Origin of the sequence: Bacteroides acidifaciens (assembly GCF_903181435.1) — a bacterium.
GTDB lineage: Bacteria > Bacteroidota > Bacteroidia > Bacteroidales > Bacteroidaceae > Bacteroides.
The window spans coordinates 2,791,429-2,816,676 of sequence record NZ_CAEUHO010000001.1; the positions used below are offsets into that span (position 1 = coordinate 2,791,429).

A 25,248-nucleotide genomic window follows, 5' to 3' on the forward strand; every position below is an offset into this window, starting at 1 on the left:
TAAAATGGCAGAACAGAAAAATCAGAATGAACATCTGAACGTAGAAGATGCACTGACACAATCGGAAGCATTTCTTATCAAGTACAAAAACGCAATCATCGGCGGTATTGTTGCTGTAATCATTATTGTAGCAGGTATTATCATGTACAAGAACCTCTATGCTGAACCACGTGAAGAAAAAGCACAGGCAGCCCTCTTCAAAGGACAGGAATACTTTGAGCAGGATGCTTTCGAGCAAGCACTGAACGGTGACAGCATCGGTTTCGCCGGTTTCCTGAAAGTAGCTGACGATTACAGCGGAACAAAAGCTGCTAACCTGGCAAAAGCATACGCAGGTATTTGCTATGCACAACTTGGCAAATATGAAGAAGCAGTGAAGATGCTGGATGACTTTAACGGAAAAGACCAGATGGTTGCTCCCGCAATTCTGGGTGCTGCAGGCAACTGCTACGCACAACTCGGTCAGTTGGATAAAGCAGCTTCCACTTTGTTGTCAGCAGCAGACAAAGCAGACAACAACACATTGAGCCCTATCTTCCTGTTGCAAGCCGGAGAAATCCTGGTGAAACAAGGTAAATTTGACGATGCAGTGAGCGCATATACCAAGATCAAGGACAAATACTTCCAGTCTTACCAAGCTATGGATATCGACAAGTACATCGAACAGGCTAAACTGATGAAAAAATAATATACCTTATTATATATAAGATATCAGGCACGGATTACACAGATTGACACGGACTAAAACAATTATCACAACCGTGAAATCCGTGTAATCTGTGCCTTTTTTCTCACCCCTTCCTAAACTTTCATTTTTTAATTTTTAATTCTCAATTTATTATGGCAACAGCTTATCATAATTTATCCGAATACGATTTTAACTCCGTTCCGAATGCTGAAAATATGAAATTCGGCATTGTCGTATCCGAATGGAACTACAATATTACAGGTGCTTTACTGAAAGGCGCAGTCGAAACATTAAAAAAACATGGAGCAAAAGAAGAAAATATTCTGGTGAAAACTGTTCCGGGAAGTTTTGAACTAACTTTTGGCGCGAACCAAATGATGGAAAATTGCGATATCGATGCAATTATTGCAATTGGTTGCGTAATTAAAGGAGATACTCCACATTTTGATTATGTTTGTATGGGAGCCACTCAAGGAATTACCGAATTAAACGCAACTAGCGATATACCAGTTATTTACGGATTAATTACCACCAATACAATGGAGCAGGCAGAGGATCGTGCCGGTGGCAAGCTAGGTAACAAAGGAGACGAATGTGCAATTTCTGCAATAAAAATGATCGATTTTGTTTGGAGTTTAAATAAATAGTTGTATCTTTGCACCGCAATTGAGAAACAAACTATCTCAAAAGCAAAAAAGGGCAAATACCAGAGTGGCCAAATGGGGCAGACTGTAAATCTGCTGTCTTTCGACTTCGGTGGTTCGAATCCATCTTTGCCCACAAAAATTGCGGAAGTAGCTCAGTTGATAGAGCATTAGCCTTCCAAGCTGAGGGTCGCGGGTTTGAGCCCCGTCTTCCGCTCTCCAAAGAGAATCTGAGAAATTAGATTCTCTTTTTTTTGTTTTACTTTAGACCGCTATGATTATGAAAGATTCTCTGACACAAACTCACGTGCTCCAGTTAGCGCATCCCCCTATCCCTACCGTCCATATAGGAATCATAGGATTGGGCAACCGGGGCTTGCTCACCCTGCAACGTTATCTGCAAATAGAAGGAGTAGAGATCAAAGCCCTTTGTGAAATTAGGGAAGGCAACCTTCACAAAGCACAGCAACAATTAAAAGAGGCGAACCGCCCCGAAGCCATCGGATATACCGGAACAGACGGCTGGAAGAAAATGTGCGAATCAGAAGGCGTGGATTTAGTTTTCATCTGCACCGATTGGCTGATGCATACACCGATGGCTACCTTTGCCATGGAATGCAACAAACACGTAGCCATCGAAGTTCCGGCAGCTATGAGCGTGGAAGAATGCTGGCAACTGGTCGATACGGCAGAGAAAACCCGACGCCACTGCATCATGCTAGAGAACTGCTGCTATGACCCTTTCGCACTGACTACTCTCAATATGGCCCGTCGGGGAATACTCGGAGAGATTATGCACGTAGAAGGCGCCTATATCCACGACCTTCGTTCGATGTATTTTGCCGAAGAAAGCGAAGGCGGCTATCACAACCACTGGGGAAAGAAGTACAGCATTGAACATACCGGCAATCCCTACCCCACTCATGGCCTGGGACCCGCCTGTCAGATTCTCGACATTCATCGTAGCGACCGGATGGAATATCTTGTTTCCATGTCTACCCACCAGGCAGGAATGACCGAATATGCCCGCCGGATGTTTGGCGAGTACTCACCGGAAGCCTGCCAGAAATATCAATTGGGAGATGTCAATACAACCCTTATCCATACGCTTAAGGGAAAAACAATCATGCTTCAATATGACGTATCTACCCCGCGTCCTTACAGTCGCCTGCAAACAGTGTGCGGCACACTAGGTTTTGCACAAAAATATCCGGTTCCATGCATAGCGCTGGATCCGAACGGTGACACACCGCTTACAGAAGAAAGACTGGAGAAAACACTGGCACGCTACAAACACCCTTTCAGCGCGACTATCGGTGAAGAAGCGCACCGTAAAGGGTTGCCCAATGAAATGAATTATGTAATGGACTATCGCCTTATCTATTGCCTGCGTAACGGGCTTCCATTGGATATGGATGTATATGATGCCGCCGAATGGTCATGTATTACAGAATTAAGCGAAAAATCAGTGTTGAATGGAAGCACCCCGATAGCTATACCCGATTTCACTCGGGGAGCATGGAAAACAAAATGAATAAAAGAAGATTCTTTTTTAAAAATTTCAAGGTGAGGTGAATATGCCGTTCTACGGCTTTTTCACCGATCCCGCAGTGAAGGGCAATCTCCCGATAAGTCATATTTTCCTCCCTACTCATCAAAAATATTTCACGCTGTCTTTTAGGCAATACGGCTATCAACCGGTCAATATATTCCTTCAAATCCTCAGCCACCATCCAGTCTTCTTGATTGTACGGCTCTTCATTTTCAATGGAGCGTAGTATCGTCATCTTGAACATATCTTCGCGTATCTTACTACGGACCTTATTAAAAATAATGTTCCGGGTAATAATAAATAAAAAGCCCTCCACCTTCTTGTTACTATCCAACAAATGGCGAGATTCCCAAAACTTCACAAAAACATCCTGTACAATTTCAGAAATACTATCAGAAGAAGTTACATATAGCTTAGTAAAATTATAGACTCTCTGCCAATAGTAATCATATAATGCAGCGAAAGCTATATTATTACCTTTTTTTACTTGCTCTATCAACTCTTCTTCCTTCATATTGTATAAAATCTTGCTGTATACAAAGATAATATTTTTACCGAGAATTACATCTATAAAATACATGAAAAATGCCATAGATTAATACAGCCGTCACAGTTATCAGATAAAACAGCCTTGTACCAATCTATGGCAAAATTTATAACTCCAGTCAACCGGCAACCGGAATCTCAGTCCGTTTTCCTACTGCCGAAACAGCATAAAGTTTATAGCCATCATTCCAGCCACCGGAAAGCGTAAACACATCGGTAGCAGAAGGCGTCGTTTCACCACTGGAAACAAAGACAAGATTATCTGCCTCATCTCTCACCTCATAAACCACTACATTCTGCCAATTTTTTATTGTAATGGTATTGCCGTTTCGGGTTGCACTTGCTCCAGGTATAACCTGTGGCTTGGTCTTGTACAGTTCCCATGTATTATCCGATATATATTCAAGGGCTGTATCCTGTAATTTACTATATCCCAGACTCTCCACTCTCTTCCTCAGTGCATCCACCATGCCTTCAGTCACTTTCAAAGTTTTCGTGTCATAATCTTCAATCAGCCTGTCCACTGGAGTCAGAAATCCCCATTTCTCAAAGAAATCAAGCAAATCCAACCGGGCTGCCACACAACAATTATACACGAAATCCAATTGGATTTCCCCTTCACTCATGCCGCTATAATCTTTTGTACGGGCATACTCGAAAACCTCCGGATAAAAGCCGCCACAATCCGACTGCTGAAGAGGAGTCAGTCCAAGTACCTTACCAAAGTAAAGTTCCAATTGCCAGAAAGGCACCAACTTGCAAAACACATCATTCGAATCATCCAGATTTGTAAAATCAGCATGAGAAGCTTTCGGAACAATAATGCCGTTCCATGCCTTCGAATACCTGTTACGGTAAACCGCTCCCATATCCTCGGTCTGTATTCGGGAAGGTTGACCGAAAACCGTTGTCTGCACATACTCGGACATGATATTATTAGTCACCTCCGTCAGTCCTATCCACTTGATCCCCGGACGAGTCTGGTTGCAATGCCCGATTTCATGAGCAGGTCCCCAGCAGCCGGTAGTTTTCAAAACATCAGGATCACACACATCTCCCATTGTCGTCTGATTGTAAGCTGTATGATAAGCAGTCGCGTACATAAAAGAGTGATACATGACATTGAGATAGATTCTGTTCCCGAACATCTTGCCATATTTCTCCAAGCCGAGAAGTTGCATTTCACTGTGAGCAATCTTATCATAAAGACCAATCAATTCATCACCGTTTGTAGCAGCATACTTCCTGAAATCATTGGTCTCAAATGTCAAATGTGCATATTGGCCTATCACATCAAAATATTTGTCCGTAGCTTTACCCAGCAATTCGCTCCAACGTCCCCGATGGTCTACATTCTGCGAATCAAAAAAACCATTCACCGTACCCGAAGCAAAATGAACCTTAACAGGCCGTGCCGTTTCCGCTTCTTCCAATGTCTTGGTATGATACATCACATACACCAGTCCCTTTCCAGTCATTGTCAACTTATTAATGCCTCGATACAACGGATACGTCACCCCTCCGAAACCGTCACCTCCCGGTGCGTCCAGATTCTGCACCTTCATTCCGATGTTCTGTCCGTATGTATCGCCCACCATTACTACCAGAGTCTCTCCTTCTTTCACCGAAATTCCCGTCGGATTATCAAGAAGGCTGTATGGATTCGTCTTGTGGGTTTCCGACTGGATATCCGGATGTGGGAATGCCTTATAGTCCGCCACACGGAAGTTTCTGTCATACTTACCCTTGAGCATGTAATACGCCAGATTCTTGAAGAAAGGATATTTACAATTTTCAATATCCGCTTCTGTGATTCCCGCTTTCAGGTTGCTACACGTTTCATCCTCAAAAAGAGTAGAATAATCAAAGGCATCCAAGTTCTTGGCATAGAACTCCATTTCGGCACAGGAAGCAAATCCCTGACCGTCTCCCGCGCCGCTTTTCACAATAAAACGGAAAGATTTAGCCCGGACCGTATTGTCAAAAGTGACCCTGGCAGCTGTCGCCGCCCCCTCAAAATCCTTATCAAGCAACTTCGTAAATACATTTCCGTCTTCCGAATACTGAATTTCCACCTCCTTAAAATTACCGTTATACCCTGACGGACGGGGATAATAAATCAGATAATCCACATCAGACGCTTCCGCAAAATTATAAGTCAGCGTAATTGGGAAATAATTCGCGCCGCCATTAGACCAGTTCGAATGATACAGCGTAGTATAATCACCGTCAAAAGACTTTCCGATAGCATCTTCCCCTTGATGGGAAGTATCGGTACCGCTCACAACTTTCACTTTGATATCCCCTTCTATATCTTCTCCCGCGCCACCATTATATTCATTCAAGCCATGCTGTACAATCAAAACCGAAGCAGAAACCGGAGAAGTTTCTTCTGAAGCCCCTTCCGGTAAAACTTCTGTAAAAACAATAGTTCCCTCTCTCTTTTCATCCAATGTGCTGCTTCTCACCACATAAGCATGGGTTGATGTCACCATCTCCGGTGCACGGGATTTTACTTTTTCTGCAATCCAATCAGGAAACCCGGCACTTACCTCCACATTGGCAGTGACATTAAAAGCAATCTCTTTCCCGATGACTTCCACTTCAAATACGCTTGTATCAATCAGTATAGCAGGCTCATATCCCAACTGACGAACTTTAACCGTCTTTCTCAAGCCTTCCGCCTTTATTGTAATGACAGCCTCACGTACCAATCTTTCTTCACTTTCGTCTACGAAGATTTTCAGAATCTTTCCTGCCACAGAAAGTGTACACCAACTTTTATCCGCCGTAGCCTCCCAAATCGGAGCATTCGTCGAAACCGTTATGTTCTGCGTGCCGGCTTCACATTTAAAGTCCACCACTTCCTTATTAACGGACAGCTCGACCACCTCCAGTGCCTCATCATCACTTGTACAAGAAAAAGCGACCGCCCAATGCACAAGTATAAGAAAGACAACCAAACATTTTTTTATATGACTGTTTATCATTTGCCGAAATCTTATTATTATGTAACTTTATTCGTATGCTACGCTCCTCACTAATCAGCCTCAGGATCGACCACACTTGCATCAACCTCAAACAGTTTAAATTCCGCCATACTGAAAAAGACAGAACCCGTATTTGTGTGATTTACCGAATAACGAATATAACGATAAGGTTTTGAACTATCTCCCATGATAGGCGACATATATGGAGTTGTACTCATCAACATTCCATTCTTAGCCTTTGTGAGATTCTCAATCAATTCAAAATTGACTCCGTCATTGCTACCCATAATATCCACATCATCAGGAATGTTGTTTCCATTACGTGCCACCGACTCATATTTAAAATAAGTGATTTCTTTTTTTGTATCTATCTGGAACCAGTGAGGAGACGAAGGAACAGTCCCGCTCCAGGCTGTATGAAAATAAGAACCGGTATTCCCGTCAATAAGATTTGCTATAGGCCCTTCCGAAGCTTCCTGAGCATTCGTCGACAACTGCTCCTCGGTCAATGCCAATTGTCTGGACTCTCCAAACACAATTTGCACCTTAGCCGGTTCCGAAACAGCCTTAATTGTCTGGACATTTCCCGCATCACCCGTTTCACTATAAGACTGTATCTTAAATTCATATTCTCCGAACTTTTTACGCGTATCCGGAATCAACACACTATCCGCATAAACACTTGCCAGCCTTACCACATCCTGTTCCAATAAATAATCATAATAAGATACCTTTATATATCTGATTGTATTATCATCAGGCGTAACCCAACGAAGCACAATATAACCGGGCTTATCTTGAGTATCGGCACTTAAATCAATCACATCAGAAGGAACAACAGACTTAGTATCTTCGTCACTGCAACCTGCAAACCCAGCCAAGAGTAGAGTGACAACCAATAAAAAAATATTTTTCTTCATAACAGTCATACTAAAATTTAATTAATAATTAGGATTCTGCACCATATTAGGATTCTTGCTCACTTCTTCAGCCGGAATCGGCAACAAATACTGGCGCGGAGTATCAAAATTACGCACGTCAGGAAGAGTTTTCACAGTAGCAAATCCATTGATATCCGTAGCATCAATATTCATCCCCTTTACCGGCACATTAAAGTACTTGTCCCCCAGTTTCCAACGACGGATATCCCAAAAGTTCTGTTGTTCCAGATAAAGCTCTATCATTCTCTCCTGTCTTACAATTTCTGTCAATTTGCCGTTCAGACCACCATTTCCCGTATAGCTCACTATAGGATTCTTCGCATTCTTCCAGGAATCCTTAACAGAAAGGAGTCCGGCACGCTGACGCACCCTATCCAATTTCTCCATCCCCTTCTCAAGATAGCCTTCTTTATCATAGGCGATACATGCTTCCGCATAATTCAGATACAATTCCGCCAGACGAATGACCGGCCATGGATAATCTTTGGAAGGTTCTTTTTGCGACTTGGAAGCAGCCACTCCCGGATGAACACCTTTTTTATTCAAGTATCCGGTTTTTGAGTAGTTATTATTTCTACCCTGCTTGCCGCAATTTCCCTGTTCCGTAAAATCCGTCAACCATTTCTTGCCTTCCGCACGCTCAGCTTTCGCTACATAAGCATTCTCCTTAGACTCTGCCTGGCATTCATAATACCCATTCTGGAATGCAATCCAGGCATAAAAACGGGGTTCACGGTCAATATTCATCTTCAAAGTTTGTCCTTCGCCATAAGTAGCATCATCGGGGAACGGAACTACCGAGAACCGATTCTGATAATCGAACTCGGGATCTTCGTCAATCGGAAGTCCGTTTTTCGTATAAAAGCGCTCCACCATAGTCAAAGTCGGCGCAACACCATTCCAGGAACCATCACTCAAATAAGGCAAAGATTTTGGCTGCAAACCATATGCACCTGCCTTACGCGTTTCTGCCATCAACACCTCTTTCGAGTTGTCTTTATCCATAAATGTAAAACGCATCGTACGCTGCGTCAAATCCTGAGGTTCAGGATAGCCACTCAAATCCCCTTCTTTCATCTCATATAAACTATGCCCGTTAGATTCAGCCAAATTAATAGCCTCAAGTGCGGCATCCGCAGCCTTTTTCCACTTATTTTCGTCATAAGAAAGAGGCATCAACGGACTACCGTCCGTGCCGACAAAATCACTGTAATATTCCGTATTACCATTGAACAAGGGAGAAGCTGCATAAAGTAACAGCCTGGCTTTAAGAGCTTTGGCAGCCACACTAGTTGCAAGACCATATTCCGACCCCGTCCGGGTTGCCGGCAGTCTTCCGGCAGCACTGTCAAACATATCACAAGTCCACTGCACACACTCCTCATAAGAGGTACGTCCCAATAAATTATCTTTTGGAGTATCCAGAACCGGCAGTTCCTTCACTAATACGACAGGACCATAGCATTTAATCAACAACATATGAAAATAAGCAATCAAGAAATCAGCCTGAGCCACATAACTGTCTATTGTTGCCTGGTCAATACGGGGAACAGAATTTATATTCTGCTTCAACAAATAACATTGGCGGATACCTAGAAACAAATCGTTCCAATAACTGATAATCAAATTTCCTGAAGTATAAACACCTTCGGCAAATTTCACGTACGATTCCTGTGTAAAAGGACTTATAATCTCATCTCCACTGAAATCCAGGCAATTCTGCACCATATTAATCTGCGGTATATATCCATAACATGAATATAGAAACCTTTCCGCCGCCTTAGGACTGGAAAAAGCATCTTTATCACTGGCTTTTTCCGCCGGCACCACATCTAGAAAATCACAGGACACCATTACAGTTCCCACTAACAATGCAAAAAACAGATATTTTATTATATTTTTCATACTATGTAAATTTAATTGTTGAAAGTCATTTGGAAACCTACATTAAAGACACGTTGTGTAGGGTATTTCAAGCCGCTTCCGCCTCCCTGTTCCGGATCCCATAAATCAAACTTAGAGAATGTCAACAAGTTGGAACCGCTGACATAGAAGCGCATTCTTTTAAATGTATATCCAATCTCCATATTTTTCAGTTTCAAGAACGAACCGTCACGCATCCAATAATCAGATGTACGACCGGAGTTGCCGGGATTCGTATTATTCAGACTAGTTTTACGGGTCAAACGCGGATATTTCGCATCTACATTCTGATTCGTCGGCGACCATCTGTCATCTGCCACAAATTGCAGCACATTACGCAACGAGTTATCACCGAAAGGATGGAATCCACTCATAAACAAAGACGTTTTCGCTACTCCCTGAAAGAAAAAAGAAAAGTCCCAGTTTTTATATTTGAACGAAGGACCGAAACCATATACGATTTCAGGAACCGTAGGATTTCCAATCCATGTCCAGTCGTCCACGTCCACTATATCATCTCCATAGCCATGCATATTCGATACATTGAGGTATTTGATGTCACCTGCTCCCAGAGTGGAACCCATCTGTTGATTGTAACGGTCAATTTCAGCCTCATCTAAAAATAATCCATTCGACAAATATCCCTGGTTGACATTGGCACTCTGACCGACTTTCGACTGAAAGGCATATTTAGGAGCTTCATCATATTTAGTAATCTCATTGTGGGCATAGGTAAAGGTTCCCTTAAAATTCATATAGAAATCCTTGCTGAACGCCTTGTTATAATCAATAGAGAAATCGAGTCCCTGATTTTTCATCTCGGCAAGATTACCAAACACATCGGTCGTTCCGGTTCCCAGATAAGTAGGAATAGTTCCTTTTTTCTGGAATATATCTCTACGAGTCTCACGGAAAATATCGACAACAATGTTCAAGCTGTTCAATAATTGCAAGTCAACACCAAGGTTAATCTTTTCTCCCACCTCCCAAGTGATATTAGTATTTTCATAACGGGTATAAACCGGTCCGCTCAATCCGTAGTTCTGGTCGATACCTGTAGTAAATCCCTTACCGGACAGATTTATCGTAGGCATATAAATAAACCTTTCACCACCAATCTGGTCATTACCGACCAATCCCCATGAGCCGCGTAATTTCATACTGGTAACAATCTTACGCAGAGGTTCAAAGAAACTTTCTTCACTGATATTATATCCCAACGCTATAGAAGGGAAAAATCCCCAGCGATGTCCCTTCGCAAAATTCTCAGAGCCATTATAACCCATATTGACTTCCGCCATATATTTTCCGTCGTATGCATACGAAAGGCGTCCGGCAAGACCTTGCTTACGTTTGGGCAGCGAATTGATAAGGTCGTTACCCGGCACATTGTTCACTAGTTCGTCTTGATTATAAAGCAACATAGCATTCACATCATGCTTTCCGAATGTACGGTTATAATCAACCATTGCTTCCAGATAAATCCGACGATCTCCCGCCGTCTCATTAGTATTGTTTAAGTCAGTCGACACTTCATTACCTACTCTGTTGGTGGTATAACTATACGAACCGTCTTCATTCTGTTCATACGACCCTAACAAATATTTATTCCATCCGGCACTATATTTATTGACAGATTTCGACCAGTTCTTGAACGTTCCCAATGCCTTAAACCGAAGTCCCTTGGTCAGAAAGTCTAATTTCTGTTCAAACTCAAGAGCAGCAATAACCGTACTTTCAAATGTATCATTATACCCCGTAGCCAACTGGGCAACCGGATTTCCCTGATATGCCGTAATCAAACGGTCGGTAGTACCCCATTTCACATGATTGGTTGTCCCGTCCGGTTCATAGAAAACAGGCGCTTCAACCGGACTTGAGTTCATAGCATCCGCAAAAATATCATCAATACCACGGTTAGGCTCACGCAAATCACGAAGTTGTACGTTCAATCTCACTGACAACTTGGATGTTTTGCTGAGGTATGCATTAATATTGTTCTGGAAAGCATAACGCATCACATCAATATTATTGTTATAAGAGAAAAAGTCCTTCGAACGATTCTTCAGCATACCCGATTCGTGATTGACCGAGATACTTGAAAAATAATCAATCTTCTTCCCTCCGCCACGGATGTTGAAGTTCACTTTCTCATTGAAAGCCACATTATTAAAAATCTCATCATACCAGTCCACATCCGGAAAAACATACGGGTTCAGTTTCATACGCGTCCCGTTAATCTTATCCTGACTATACAAAACGTCCGGACTGCCATCATTCTTCACAGCTTCATTGAACAGCTCCATATACATAGCTCCGTCCACGAACTTAGGAGTCTTGGTAGGTTGGCTGACCTGTCCCTCTACACGGAAGTTTATAATCGGCTTGTCCAGATTCTGTCCGGATTTAGTAGTGACAATCATAACACCGTTTGCACCACGAGTTCCGTACATTGCCGTAGCGGTAGCATCCTTCAAGATAGAGAAACCGTCAATCACTTCCGGATCCAATGCATTCAAATCAGCGGAAGATACCTGCACACCGTCAATGATAATCAAAGGCGATGTAGCCTGACTCAAGGTTGAAATTCCTCGAATCCAGAAGTCAGAACCATCCGCTCCGGGACGACCGGTACGCTGGACAGCAACCACACCCGACAAACGGCCGGCAAATGAATTGGAAAGATTCGTTGAAGGAACTTTCAATTCCGCCGGACGGATAGCCTGCACCGACCCTACCATACTCGCCTTTTTCTGTCCTGTTCCGTAAGCTGTTACCACAACTTCTTCAAGTGCCTGTGTATCCTCCGACAAGTCAATGGCAAGCACTTTCCGATTGCCAACTTTCACTTCCTTGGTTGTGTATCCCACATACGAGACTTTCAGAACATCCTGCGGATTTGCCTGAATCACAAACTTACCGTCAATATCAGTGATAACACCCGTCGCGGTTCCCACAATAGCGACACTCGCTCCAATGACAGCCTCTCCCGTTCGCGCGTCAGTAACGACACCCACAATTTCCGCTTTTTTGGCTTGTTGGACAGATTCCGTTTTACTCACTTTTAAAATAACATCATTACCTTGAATCAGCCAGGTGATTCCTGTATTGGCAAAGACTTCCTTTAACACCTTATCAATTGTACCCGAACAATTGACATTTTTCAGTCGAATGTTTTTCAAATCCGCTGCATTATAAAAAAAGACATAACTACTGTTTTTTTCAATGAGCATAATAGCTTCTTTGATAGTAATAGACTGTCCTTTTACCGTAATATGCCCCTGAGCTCCAAGGGCCGTCAACGGATAAAAAAGCAAAACTAGCACGATACACTTGAAATATCGTACGCAACTTTGAAAACTGAGTGATTTTCTCATGCTTTAATTAAGTTTGATTAGACATATGGTTAATAAAAAATAGACTAGTACAAAATGAACCGGTCATCTACTTTCCGGATATTCAAATTCAAGCTGAAACGAATCTTATTGAGTACATTATCCAAAGATTCATTGTAATGAATACTGCCGCTAAATGAGACTTCATCACGATGCACACCTTCCACAAGAATATCAGTATGGTACATCCGGCTCACGATTTGAATCAATTGAGCCAACGGGACATCCTTGAAGTTGTATCTCCCGTTTTCCCAACTGATATTGGCTATATTATCTAATTGTGTTTGTGAATTCATCGAATTGTAAGTCAGTTTTTGTAGAGAAAGCATTGCCGTTTTTTGGCGGGTAGACGGAATATTAAATTCTATTTCACCTTCAAACAGAGTTACTTCGCTACGATATGCGTCTTCTTGCTTCACCAAAAAACAAGTTCCTTTCACCTCTATAAATGCATCGTTTATATATACCTGAAATGTGCTGCCCTTATGTTTTCGTACTTCAAATAAGGAATTTCCTTCCAGCCACACTCTTCTGTCTTGCATGAATGCCTTTGCGTACCGGATTGAACTGCCCGGCTGCATCCATACTTTTGTACTGTCGGGCAGCACGTATAACTGATTCTTTTCAGCTATTATTTTAATGCTTTTTTCTACCCCTGTTTCATCATGTACAGATAAAAACAGCAAACCTCCTATTATCAGGAGAATAGCAACGGCAGCAGCCAACGAATGCCATAGTTCTATATGAACTAAATTAAAATAAGAACAGGAAAAAGGTAATTGAAGGGTAAATCAAGAAAATCTCCAGTTTTCTCAAATAAAATCGTCATTTATTGTAGGGATAAGCCAAGCTGCGGTGTATTTATATATGTAGCACCAATTAGCGAATAACAAGATTGAAATGGAAACAAATATAGATAAACGAAAAAGATTGATAAAAAGACTCCTGGCTGAAGAGTTGTTACCGGAAGAAAGACAATATCTGCTAAAGAGAAAATCGGTAGAAAAAGAGATGCAAAAACAATGGAAACAGTTTGCTGATGAACCGATTAAGTCCAGAATAAAAAAGAGAATATGGCAGAATATCCAGCACAGATGCAATGGTAAATCCAAAACTTTAGTTCATATAGAACTATGGTAATGTCCACAATAGATTCTACGACCTATCTACATTCACCACATAAAAAATCTGCCCGAAAGAAGGTAAATACTAAAAAAACTTTTTTTTTCAATGAAAGCGTAGGGTTACTGGCTAATTAATAGTATTTATGTAAGAAACAAGTATCTAACAAACTACAGAACGTATGAAAACACTCTTATCATTGAAATCAATTTTACTGTTTGCATTATTGTCTTGCACAGTCAGCATTTCAGCAAGTAAAATTATCTCAGTAACCGATTTCGGTTTAAAACCCGACAGCCGTATCAATGCGGTTCCATTTGTACAAAAAGCTATTAAAATCTGTAAAGAGAATCCCGGCTCCATTCTTGTCTTTCCCAAAGGGAGATATGATTTCTGGGCACAACATGCCATTGAAAAGGAATATCACGAGACAAATACATACGATGTAAATCCCAAGATCCTTGCAATATTGTTGGACGAAGTCAACGACCTGACTATTGACGGTAACGGCTCGGAATTCATCATGCACGGGCGAATGCAACCGTTCACTCTGGATCACTGCCAAAATGTTACACTGAAAAACTTCACCGTAGACTGGGATATCCCTTTAACCGCACAAGGCACTGTCGTTGAATCGACACCCGACTTCATGGAAATCGAAATCGACGCCTGCCAATATCCGTACATCATCGAAAACAAGCGACTGACTTTTGTTGGTGAAGGATGGAAAAGCAGCGTGTGGTCGATTATGCAATTCGCCCCTAAAACCCACTTCGTTTTGCCCAATACAGGTGACAATTTGGGATGGCGCGGCTATGACGCAGTGGAAGTGGGTCGCGGACGTGTACGCTTGTCCGACCCCAAAGGGGAAGCAAACAAGTTCTATCCTGTAGCAGGCACTATCCTCGTGTTGAGACATAGCACCCGCGACCATGCCGGCATTTTCATTTTCCATAGCACAAACACTAAAATGGAAAACCTGAAATTATTCCATACATGCGGATTAGGTATCTTGTCACAATACAGCAAGAACATATCTTTTGATGATGTCCATATTATCCCGAATGCTTCAAAAGGGCGTGTATTAAGCGGACATGATGACGGCTTTCACTTCATGGGATGCAGCGGGCTGCTCAAGATTGAAAATTGCAGTTGGGCAGGACTGATGGACGATCCCATCAACATTCACGGAACCTGTTCACGTATCATGGAAGTCCTCTCGCCCACCCGTATAAAATGCAAGTTCATGCAAGATATGAGCGAAGGCATGGAATGGGGACGTCCGGACGAAACGCTCGGATTCATTGAACACAAGACAATGCGTACGGTAGCCACCGGAAAGATGAATAAGTTCGAAACGCTCAACAAATCCGAATTTATCATCGAACTGTCCGCCCCACTCCCTACCGGAGTAGAAGCCGGATATGTAATAGAAAACCTGACATGTACTCCAGATGCGGAAATACGCAACTGCCGTTTCGGAAGCTGCCGTGCACGTGGTTTGCTTGTATCTACCCCCGGAAAGGTCATTGTCGAAAACAACATATTTGAATCAAGCGGTTCCGCTATTTTAATTGCCGGAGATGCCAATGCCTGGTATGAATCAGGAGCTGTAAAATATGTGTTGATACGTAACAATGTTTTCCGCTATCCATGCAACTCTTCACTTTACCAATTCTGTGAAGCCGTAATCAGCATTGATCCGGAAATACCGACACCGGAACAAAAGTACCCATACCACCGTAATATCCGGATTACAAACAACACCTTCCACTTGTTTGACTATCCGATTCTCTTCGCCCGTTCGGTAGACGGACTGACTTTCTCCAACAACACTCTGATACGCGATACAACCTATCAGCCATATCATTACCGTAAAGAAGGAATCACTCTGGAAGCCTGCAAGTCTGTGATTATTTCAAATAACAAGATTGAAGGGGATGTATTAGGGCGCACTGTAAAATTTGAAAACATGAAGTCGTCCGATATAAAAATAAGCAAGAATCCATTCTTTCAGAAAATCAAATAATTAAAAGATTATTGTGGCGCTTTAGGTTACTTAAAGCTATGCTTTCCAACCTCTAAAGCGCCGCTTTTCTCCATTACAATGAAGCTATCCCATAAATACAATAAACAAAGGCAGATTATCTTTAATAAACTTCAATGCCAAAGTAATTTGGCGTTCTATCGCCTTCTCCGTGACAGCACATTGTTCTGCTATTTCCTGATTAGACAGATGTTGCTCGCGACTCATCCTGAAAATACGTTGCCGTTGTGGCGGAAGTTGAGCAATCAGTCTATCAATATAGTTTTTCAAATCTGCCGCGTCCAGTTCCGCTTCTATATCGTATGAGTTCTCAAGCCCTTTCAAAGCTGTCATTTTAAAGTTCAACTCATTAAAATATCTACGCGAATAATTGAAAATGATATTACGGGTAATGATAAAAAGGAAACCATCAAAGTTCTTGGTTTCATCAAACGTCTCTCTCGATTCCCAAACTTTAACAAAAACATCTTGTACCACTTCAGATACCTCAGAAGAAGAAGTTATATAAAGCCGAGCAAAGTTATAGACCTTCAACCAGTAACGATCATATAACAATGCAAACGCAGTTGCGTCCCCGACTCTCACCTTCTCAAGAATAACTTTCTCTTCCATCTTTTTCTAATTACAATACAAAAATAAGGAAACAATTATTAAACACAACATTTTTTAAGGATTTTATTTCACATATAGCTGTCAATTTCTCTTCGGAAAGAAAACTGATAATTACTCAAATGGCTCATTATCACTAAGTCCTACAGGAACTCTGTTGCTTTTATATCTTTTGTGAATAGAATTAACTCATTTTTATTCTGTTTTGGGCTAATTGAGAGAAAATATTTCATTCTCATCTTTTCTCTCTCATACACAAAAAATGAAAATCCTCTTTCAACCTATCACCACATCTATCACCTATCACCATTTTAGAGAAGTGCATATTATGCTCTTTTCAGCTTTTCCCAAACCATGCCATACATATTCCAACATTTGACGTGCTTAAAACAACTTATAGTGAAACACTTCGTTTCATATGGTGAAACCAATTGTTTCATGCTTTGAAACAATTGGTTTCAAACAACAGAAACTTTAGTTTCTTACCGATGAAACTTTAGTTTCAAGTAATGGAAACTTTAGTTTCAAACCTCGAAACACTTTGTTTCAAGGCATGAATCGGAGTTGCCCCCTACGGATATACTATTTGCATATAAGCTCTTGTTTATATGTACTATGTTGGACGGTGATAGGTGATAGATGCGGTGATAGGTTATTAACCACCTATCACCGCTCTATAAGTGTGATGAATAGGGCGTTTCAGAAGAGTGGTGATAGGTTGAAAGAGGATTTTCATTTTTATATATGAGAGAGAATAGGAGATAATGCCAAACTTCTTGCATTTATTCGAGGACAATCATATCCAAAAATTAGTTTATTCCATTACGTTTATTAATAAACTCCTCCAAAATATTTTTTTCTCAAAAAAAATGAATCTTATATATTACACATATTCAGCGTATTACAAAATAATTTCATTTTTTCTTTCACTTTTTTACAAAGTCAATGTGGGGTTAGAAAGGAGTGCTGTGTATTTAATAGTATAAGAGCAAAAATAAAGTTTAAAACCAACAAGATAAAAATAAGATGGATAAGGTTGAAAAGAAAAGTTTAATCAAAAGCTTGCTATCGGGCAGATTAACCAAAAAGCAACGCAGAGAGTTTGCTGACTTGGAACCGGTAGATATAGAAATTAGAAAACAATGGGATGAATCTGGCAACAGCCTTGTTAATGTGGAGATAAAAGAACAAATATGGAAAAAAGTAAAAAACAGATGTGAATACAAGGAAAAAAACCAAGTTCCTGTAGAACTTAGGTGGTATTTTGCCGCAGCTTCATTAGCTCTTTTATTAACGATAGGTGGATTCTGGTTAAAATTAAATGGAGACAAGATTGCAGATGAGTTTATTAAAATCACTGCCCAACAAAGCCAGATGTACACTTTGCCGGATAGCACCAAAGTATGGATGGAGCCCGGAAGCGCTATAAGATACGCAAAAACATTTAATAAAGATAGAAAAGTATGGCTCAACGGTAATTCACTATTTGAAGTCTACAAACATGAAGGCAGTACTTTTCAAGTATACATTGATAAAGCTTTCATAGAGGTAAGGGGGACATGTTTCCACGTTAAACAAACTAACGCTGAGAAAAATGAAATAACCTTGTTTAACGGTAAGATAGAATTTAATGTGGAAGCTACCGGACAGAGAACTGTCATGAAACCTTTGCAGAAGGTGATATACAACCCCAGTAATGCTGAAACGAGAATAGAACAAATCGCTAACATAAAATGGGAAAACGGGAAATACAACTTCACCGATATTCCCTTGCAAGAACTAATCAGCATTATCAACCAAATGTATAACTCCTATGTCATTTTAGACCAAGGTCTTAATCATGAGTCCGCATTCACCGGCAGTATTCGCTACGATGAGCCACTGGAAGATGTTGTCAACAAGATTTGTTTCACGCTAAACCTGAATAAAGAAGAACATGCAAATAGAATCATTATAAAAAACTAATAATTAACTTATGTCTAATCTAAAATGCAAAAGCATGAGAAAAATTCATTTTTTTGACAAGCAACGATATCTGAAGTATATCGTATTGCTGTTGCTTTTTTACCCGCTCAACATTTTAGGAGCGCAAGGAGTAATCTCAGTAAAAGGGCAGGCAATGAGTATTAAACAAGCTATTCAGCTAATTGAAAAAAACAGTGATTACACATTTTTCTACAATGCTGCAGACTTGAAAAACACAACCAACAAAAATTTCAATTGTGAAGGTTCCATTGAAGAAGTATTAAAGGTAGTATTCAATGGAAGCGGAATTACCTACATGATCAAAGGAAACGAGATCATACTGAAAGTAAACAAAGAAGAAAGTACCCAACAGCAAACTAAAAAAAAGCGTAGTGTTACGGGTACGGTGGTAGACGCCGAAAATGGCGATCCGGTCATCGGTGCCACCGTTGTAGTGAAAGGACAAAAAGACGGAGTCATTACCGACTTGGACGGTAATTTCACAATCTCCGTGAGTGGTTCAAGAGTACAACTGGAATTCAGTTACATCGGCTACAAGAAAAAGACAGTCGATGTGGGCGATCTCGGTGTCATCAATGTAAAGATGGAATCGGATAACCAGGTGTTAAGTGAAGTAGTGGTAGTAGGTGCCGGTACACAGAAAAAAGTCAGCGTCACAGGTTCTATCACCAGTGTAAAAGGTATGACTTTGAAAGCCCCCAGTTCATCATTAACTTCTTCTTTTGCCGGTAAACTTTCCGGAGTTATTGCAATGACAAAGTCCGGTGAACCCGGAGCAGCCTCAGAATTTTACATCCGTGGCGTAAGTACTTTCGGTGGACGTGCCACTCCGTTGATTCTGCTCGACGATGTAGAAATATCCACTTCCGACCTGAATAACCTTCCTGCTGAAACCATTGAAAGTTTCTCTATCTTGAAAGATGCTTCCGCAACCGCCATTTATGGTGCACGCGGTGCAAACGGTGTCATGCTGATTACCACCAAGACAGGTAAGGAGAACGAAAAGACACGTATCAACGTAACTCTCGAAAACTCTTTCAACAAGCCGATGAATATGCCGAAGTTTGTAGACGGAGCTACATGGATGGAACTCTACAATGAAGCACAAACTACACGTAACCCACAAGCTACCCCCAAATACACCCAACAAGCTATCGACAACACACGCAACCATATAAATCCTTATGTATATCCAGATGTAGACTGGCAAGACATGATTTTTAAAAACATGAACATGAACCAACGTGTCAATGTCAATATTTCCGGTGGTGGTAGCAAGGCATCTTATTATATGAGCTTACAGGCCAATCACGACACCGGTCTGTTGAATACCAAGAAGGTATATTCCTATGACAATAATATCAATAACTGGGGATATAACTTCCAAAACAACATTTCATACAAAGTCACTCCAACCACAAAAATCGACTTGCACATGAATGCGCAGATCCGCAACCAGAAAGGACCAAACTACAGTACTTCCACTCTGTTTGCTATGATGCTGTCTACCAACCCTGTATACTTCCCCGCCACATTCCCCGCACAAGAAGGGGACACGCACATCCGTTTCGGTAATGCACGCTGGGCAGGTTCAAGTTTGCGTACCAACCCCTACGCATATATGCTAAGTTCATTTAAGGAAAACAACGAGAACACATTAAATACTTCTCTGAAAATCAACCAGAAACTGGACTTCGTCACCAAAGGGCTGAGCATCCAGGCTATGGTGAACTGGAAAAACTGGTCATCATCCAGTTACAACCGTAGCATCAATCCTTATTACTATGGAGTGAAGGCCGGCAGTTACAATCCCGCCACCCCGACAGATTACGAGATGGAAGCGTTGAACACCAACGGGACTGACTATCTGGCTACTTCCGCAATAGGCAAATCTTCCGACCAGACATTTTATATGGACGCCCGTCTGAATTACGACCGCCAGTTTGATTTACATCACGTCACTGGTATGTTGATGTATATGCAGCGTGAATACCGCAGTGATGTACTGCCACAACGCAACCAAGGTATCTCCGGACGTTTTACTTATGATTACGGCCAACGTTACCTCGTTGAATTAAACTTCGGCTATAATGGTACCGAACGTCTGGCCAAGAAGAGCCGCTTCGAATTCTTCCCTGCCATTTCATTAGGATGGGTAATCAGCAACGAACAATTCTTCGAACCCATGACCGATATGATTGACAATCTGAAAATCAGAGGTTCTTACGGTCTGGTTGGTAGTGACGAAACCGGTATGGGTGCCGGAGCACAACACTTCCTTTACATCGACCAAGTATATCTCAACAATATCGGCTTCACCACCGGTGTAGATATGAATTACACCCTAAGCGGACCGCAGATGATTACATATGCCGTGCAGAATGCAAGCTGGGAACGAGTGAAGAAACTCGACATAGGTCTTGACCTTGAGCTGTTCCGCCAACTCACCATTACTGCCGACTACTTCAAAGAACGCCGTTACAACATCTTGCTGAACCGGGAAGCATGGCCGGAATCGTTGGCATACTTTACCGCAAAACCGTGGAGTAATAAAGGTAAGGTAGACAACTGGGGACTTGAGCTGAGTGTCAACTGGCACAAAGAAATCATCAAAGACCTCTTTGTCGACTTCCGCGGAAACTTCACTTACACAGAAAACAAATATGTCGATTTGGATGAGCCTATTTATCCGTACGTATGGAAAACCTCCACAGGAAAGCCACTTAGCCGTACCACCGGTTATGTTGCAGAAGGTTTATTCCAAAGTCAGGAAGAAATAGACAACAGCCCTGAACAAAATCTGGGCAGTGTAGTGAAACCCGGTGATATCAAATACCGTGACATCAACGGTGATGGCAAAATTGACGATAACGACCAGGTCATGCTTTCACCTTATGGTACAACCCCACGTATCCAATATGGTCTGGGTATGAACATTACCTATAAGAAGTTCGACTTCGGAGTATTCTTCAATGGTTCCGCCAAACGTAAAATCATGGTCAGCGGTGTCACACCATTCGGAGAAAGCGACTATAACGTGATGCAATTCATTGCTGACGAACGTTGGACGGAAGCTAACCCGAACCCGAACGCTACTTATCCACGTCTGGGATTGGTCGGTTCGCAAACAGCTAATAACAATGTAGCAAGTTCATATTGGATGCGCAACGGTAACTTCCTGCGTTTCAAAACATTGGAACTCGGATACAGTTTCAGATACGGTCGCGTCTACCTCAGCGGTGACAATTTAGCAGTTTTCAGCCCGTTCAAGCTCTGGGATCCGGAACTCTCTTACAATTCTTACCCGTTGCAACGCACATTCAACATCGGCGTACAACTTAATTTCTAAACAGTAACTTTAAATTTTATACTCACATATATGAGACTGAAAGATACATTAACCAAAATAGGCGGAATGCTTGCGATAGCAGCTTGCTGTCTTACATCTTGTGACTATCTGGACGTTGTTCCTCCCGAACAAGCCGGACTGAAAGATGCCACTAAAACGCCGGAATCGACTAAAGGTTTCTTATACTCCTGCTATGCCGGTATTAAAGAATTCTTCCCCTGGCAATATACAGGAGTAGAAGCATCAACGGATGAGTACGCCCTGCCTCCACTATGGAGTCACGACGGACAGAAGGTTGCATGGGGACTTGCCACGCCCGGCAATGCCTCTGCCTGGAAATGGGGTACGTTCTACCGCTATATCGGTCAGTGCCATTTGTTCCTCTCACAATTGGAGAACGCACAAGGCATATCCGATGTATTAAAGAAAGAATGGAGCGCAGAAGCCAATTTCCTAATCGCTTATTATCACTATCGCCTGCTGGAGTATTATGGACCGATTCCAATCACCGACTCATATATCGATATGGACACACCGTCCAACGAATATAACGGTCGTTCACACTTCGACTATGTAGTGAGCTGGATTTGCATGAAACTCGACAAAGCGGCAGAAGATCTTCCGGCCTCCCGCGTGGGCGACGAATGGGGACGTGCTACTTCTACTATAGCCAAAGCTATCAAAGCTCGTATACTACTCTATGCAGCGTCTCCGCTATGGAACGGTCAATTTCCTTTCCCTGAATGGAAAAATGAAAAATATAATACACCGGGATATGGCTACGAACTAGTAAGCAAAACCTATGACCCTGATAAATGGGAGCGTGCACTGACTGCTTGCAAAGACGCATTGGAATGGGCGGAAGGCGACGGCGGAAATGCATTAATGGGTATTGCATCCTGCGACAATTTGATTAGTAATGACCAAATGGGTGATCCTTTCAAGAAATTGAAAGCCCCGGTAGACAATGACGCATTTACAGACGATTTCAAGAAACGTATCATGCTGATGCGTTACATCGTAACGACCCGTTACTCTGACGGCAACAAGGAAATGATTTGGGGAGTGGCAGGAACGGATACTTACAACCAAAAATTAGCTTGCTTGCCCCTGCATTGCAGCAAACAGAACAATGGTACTTACTGGAACGATGGATATAGTGGCATATCACCCTACCTCAATGCCGTAGAAAAATTCTATACGAAAGATGGTATGTTACCTCGCATCGCTGCCGAACAGGGAACTTATGCGGCAGAAGATACATGGTATGAGCCTTATAAAGGTGACATCATTCGTCTTAACTCCAACCGTGAACCCCGTTTTTATGCTTGGATTGCATTTGACGGCGACCAGTATGCTGTGAAGTTAAACAACGGCGAACCATTGGAAATTAATCTAAAGGATCCTGCCAAGCAAGGAAAAAGCGTCACAGGCAACAGTGCACGTAACTATTGCGTAACCGGTTATCTCTGCAAGAAATTTATCCGTCCGAACACTAACTGGACGCAATACGGAAACCTTGACCAGAAAGATTATCCCGCTACGCTCGTCCGTCTGGCGGAACTTTATCTGAACCTGGCAGAATGTTATGCGTCCAAAGACAACCCGGATGAAACCAGCGCATTAAAGTATCTGAATACAATCCGCCGCCGTGCCGGTATTCCAGAATTGACACATGAAATAATCGAAGCATCAGGAATGTCTTTGGTAGACTGGGTACACAACGAGCGCTTTGTTGAATTGTATGGTGAAGGTCATCGCTACTATGATGCCCGTCGTTGGATGACCGCTCCGCAAGCATTTGCTGCCGGTGTACGCAAAGGACTCAATATAGAAAAGTTGGAAAATCCTTCTTTCGAGGAATTGAACCAACCTGTTGCCGTACAACAGGACTTCAAATGGGAGAATCGTATGTATCTGGCTCCGGTATTCGTGAATGAAGTGTATAAAAACACACAGATGGTTCAAGCACCGGAATATTAATCTTAAACAAGTATACAAATATGAAGAAATTAATATATTCATTCCTTTTCTTGGGAGCAATCACTGCACTCGGAGGCTGTAAGGAAGACAGCTACGAAGACTTGATCCCTGAGCAATATGACAAAATTCTCTATCTGAAAACCTATGGTCAACAGACTATAGAGCTCTTTGACGACGGATCACAGGTAGACTATTCACTGACTGTCGTAAAAACCGGAAGTAATCCGGCGGCTACCGCACAGGCGCAAGTAAAAATCATGTCGCAAGCTGAAGTTGACAAAGACACACGGTACCAAGGAAATAATTACAAGGTATTATCATCTGCTTGTTATACTTACAAGTCTGAACCACTCGAGCTTACTTCTGCCGACGCTTATAAACAGGTAAAGATGAAATTGTCTCCTGCCAAAATTTTGGAGGAAATAGCCGAAACAAAGGACGAAAATCCCAATTACATATATATCATTCCTTTCCGTCTCAGCAGTCCGAACGACCAGGTCAACCAAGATAAAAAAGATTTGATATTGAAACTGAATGTCACCAAGTTGAGCATTTATTTCAAGAAAGGAAGTCAAACGGTTAATTTGAACACTGTAACAGGAGACGAATGGGCGTTTGAAGCAGGAATGGCTATGGTATCAGGTGTACAGAATACGTGGAATTTCACCGCTCAAATAGAAGTAGACAGAAGCGATGAGGCATTAAATGCGTATAACACAGCTAATGGCACTGCTTATCTGATGATTCCTGAAGCGGCAATCGTAAATATCAATGAAGGCGTATTCGAAGCTGGTAATAACGAAGCCGCGGCTGCGATAAGAATCAGACGAGCCGGATTAGCTAAAGGATATACTTATCTAGTTCCTTTGAAACTTAAACCTATCACAGAAATAGAAACCATTTCTATTAATGAAAAGTTGCATTATATAATATTGGAATATCCGCTGGATCCGGAAGCAGACAGAATTGAATTGACAACATCCAGTTTCTTCGATGTTTACGGTTGGCATATCAGTAATGATTATGGCAATTTGATTGACAATAATAATGAGACTCATTTTGAGACTCAGTATTGGGCAATTACCGGAAACGCAACTTATGGTACTCCATTAGATGTTAGAATAGGCAAAGAGGTACACTCCGTCATGTTTGAATATACAACTAGAGGAGGCGGTAATACCAATCCACAAGATATATCACTCTGGGCCTCCAACGATGATGAAGTTACAACAAATAGCGAATCCGATACATGGTTCAAACTAGGTGATGTTTCAGGTGTTCCAGCACGATATGAAGAACACAAAAAATACTCATCCAAAGTATTTATTTCCTCCCAGCCATTTAAATATATAAGAATAGCTGTTAAAACAGGAAATGCACCAGTAGACGGTACAGGCTCTGTAGGCGGTTGCTGGGGTATAGCCGAACTTAAAATATGGGCAAACTAAAATTAACCATTAAAGATAACTATTT

The 25,248-nt window shown here is 41.8% G+C and carries 16 protein-coding genes and 2 tRNA genes; 11 read left to right on the forward strand and 7 right to left on the reverse strand.

What is annotated here, in order from left to right; genetic code table 11:
* Nucleotides 1-4 precede the first annotated feature (4 nt).
* The 5 genes from CLIN57ABFB40_RS11775 to CLIN57ABFB40_RS11795 all read left to right on the forward strand — a co-directional run bounded on the left by CLIN57ABFB40_RS11775 (nucleotide 5) and on the right by CLIN57ABFB40_RS11795 (nucleotide 2,866).
* Nucleotides 5-688, forward strand: coding sequence for a tetratricopeptide repeat protein (locus CLIN57ABFB40_RS11775; protein ID WP_175630222.1), 684 nt, complete (start codon nucleotides 5-7; stop codon nucleotides 686-688).
* 152 nt (nucleotides 689-840) lie between these two features.
* Nucleotides 841-1,335 carry a 6,7-dimethyl-8-ribityllumazine synthase gene (gene ribH / locus CLIN57ABFB40_RS11780; protein ID WP_175630223.1) on the forward strand — a complete coding sequence of 165 codons (495 nt, stop codon included), beginning with the start codon at nucleotides 841-843 and terminating at the stop codon, nucleotides 1,333-1,335.
* A gap of 50 nt (nucleotides 1,336-1,385) precedes the next feature.
* Nucleotides 1,386-1,468, forward strand: a tRNA-Tyr gene (locus CLIN57ABFB40_RS11785).
* A gap of 8 nt (nucleotides 1,469-1,476) precedes the next feature.
* Nucleotides 1,477-1,549: transfer RNA gene (locus CLIN57ABFB40_RS11790), tRNA-Gly, on the forward strand.
* A 63-nt stretch (nucleotides 1,550-1,612) separates the two neighbouring features.
* The gene (locus CLIN57ABFB40_RS11795; protein ID WP_175630224.1) at nucleotides 1,613-2,866 is read left to right on the forward strand and encodes a Gfo/Idh/MocA family protein; all 1,254 of its coding nucleotides are present in this window, start codon (nucleotides 1,613-1,615) and stop codon (nucleotides 2,864-2,866) included.
* On the opposite strand, the gene CLIN57ABFB40_RS11800 is transcribed toward CLIN57ABFB40_RS11795, so the two are convergent.
* The 6 genes from CLIN57ABFB40_RS11800 to CLIN57ABFB40_RS11825 form a co-directional block, all read right to left on the reverse strand.
* Nucleotides 2,838-3,398: an RNA polymerase sigma factor gene (locus CLIN57ABFB40_RS11800; RefSeq protein ID WP_175630225.1), complete on the reverse strand. Its 561-nt coding sequence runs from the start codon at nucleotides 3,396-3,398 to the stop codon at nucleotides 2,838-2,840. The genes CLIN57ABFB40_RS11795 and CLIN57ABFB40_RS11800 overlap by 29 nt on opposite strands.
* Nucleotides 3,399-3,549: 151 nt before the next feature.
* On the reverse strand, nucleotides 3,550-6,420 hold the full coding sequence (locus CLIN57ABFB40_RS11805; RefSeq protein WP_175630226.1) for a M60 family metallopeptidase: 2,871 nt from the start codon (nucleotides 6,418-6,420) through the stop codon (nucleotides 3,550-3,552).
* 50 nt (nucleotides 6,421-6,470) lie between these two features.
* Nucleotides 6,471-7,340, reverse strand: coding sequence for a discoidin domain-containing protein (locus CLIN57ABFB40_RS11810; RefSeq protein ID WP_254871747.1), 870 nt, complete (start codon nucleotides 7,338-7,340; stop codon nucleotides 6,471-6,473).
* Nucleotides 7,341-7,361: 21 nt separating this feature from the next.
* Nucleotides 7,362-9,266, reverse strand: coding sequence for a RagB/SusD family nutrient uptake outer membrane protein (locus CLIN57ABFB40_RS11815; RefSeq protein WP_175630228.1), 1,905 nt, complete (start codon nucleotides 9,264-9,266; stop codon nucleotides 7,362-7,364).
* Nucleotides 9,267-9,277: 11 nt separating this feature from the next.
* Entirely contained in the window at nucleotides 9,278-12,661 is a 3,384-nt protein-coding gene (locus tag CLIN57ABFB40_RS11820) for a TonB-dependent receptor (RefSeq protein ID WP_175630229.1), read from the reverse strand.
* Nucleotides 12,662-12,705: 44 nt separating this feature from the next.
* A complete protein-coding gene (locus CLIN57ABFB40_RS11825) occupies nucleotides 12,706-13,380 on the reverse strand; it encodes a FecR family protein (protein ID WP_175630378.1) in 675 nt (224 codons plus the stop codon).
* Between the two features lie 199 nt (nucleotides 13,381-13,579).
* Here CLIN57ABFB40_RS11825 and CLIN57ABFB40_RS11830 point away from each other — a divergent pair, with 199 nt between their 5' ends.
* Nucleotides 13,580-13,819, forward strand: a complete 240-nt coding sequence (locus CLIN57ABFB40_RS11830; protein ID WP_175630230.1) for a hypothetical protein — start codon at nucleotides 13,580-13,582, stop codon at nucleotides 13,817-13,819.
* Nucleotides 13,820-13,982: 163 nt separating this feature from the next.
* On the forward strand, nucleotides 13,983-15,830 hold the full coding sequence (locus CLIN57ABFB40_RS11835; protein WP_175630231.1) for a right-handed parallel beta-helix repeat-containing protein: 1,848 nt from the start codon (nucleotides 13,983-13,985) through the stop codon (nucleotides 15,828-15,830).
* Nucleotides 15,831-15,914: 84 nt separating this feature from the next.
* Here the strand turns inward: CLIN57ABFB40_RS11835 and CLIN57ABFB40_RS11840 are convergent, their stop codons facing one another.
* Complete coding sequence (locus CLIN57ABFB40_RS11840; protein WP_175630232.1) at nucleotides 15,915-16,460, reverse strand: RNA polymerase sigma-70 factor; 546 nt, start codon at nucleotides 16,458-16,460, stop codon at nucleotides 15,915-15,917.
* A gap of 1,293 nt (nucleotides 16,461-17,753) precedes the next feature.
* Between CLIN57ABFB40_RS11840 and CLIN57ABFB40_RS20285 the strand changes: the two genes are divergently transcribed.
* The 4 genes from CLIN57ABFB40_RS20285 to CLIN57ABFB40_RS11860 are packed head-to-tail and all read left to right on the forward strand — an operon-like array spanning nucleotide 17,754 to nucleotide 25,223.
* Complete coding sequence (locus CLIN57ABFB40_RS20285; protein ID WP_262886955.1) at nucleotides 17,754-18,422, forward strand: FecR family protein; 669 nt, start codon at nucleotides 17,754-17,756, stop codon at nucleotides 18,420-18,422.
* A 34-nt stretch (nucleotides 18,423-18,456) separates the two neighbouring features.
* Nucleotides 18,457-21,792, forward strand: a complete 3,336-nt coding sequence (locus CLIN57ABFB40_RS11850; RefSeq protein WP_175630234.1) for a TonB-dependent receptor — start codon at nucleotides 18,457-18,459, stop codon at nucleotides 21,790-21,792.
* 30 nt (nucleotides 21,793-21,822) lie between these two features.
* Entirely contained in the window at nucleotides 21,823-23,775 is a 1,953-nt protein-coding gene (locus tag CLIN57ABFB40_RS11855) for a RagB/SusD family nutrient uptake outer membrane protein (RefSeq protein ID WP_175630235.1), read from the forward strand.
* Nucleotides 23,776-23,795: 20 nt separating this feature from the next.
* Nucleotides 23,796-25,223 (forward strand): DUF1735 domain-containing protein, encoded by a 1,428-nt coding sequence (locus CLIN57ABFB40_RS11860; RefSeq protein ID WP_175630236.1) that lies wholly within the window; start codon nucleotides 23,796-23,798, stop codon nucleotides 25,221-25,223.
* Nucleotides 25,224-25,248: the final 25 nt, after the last annotated feature.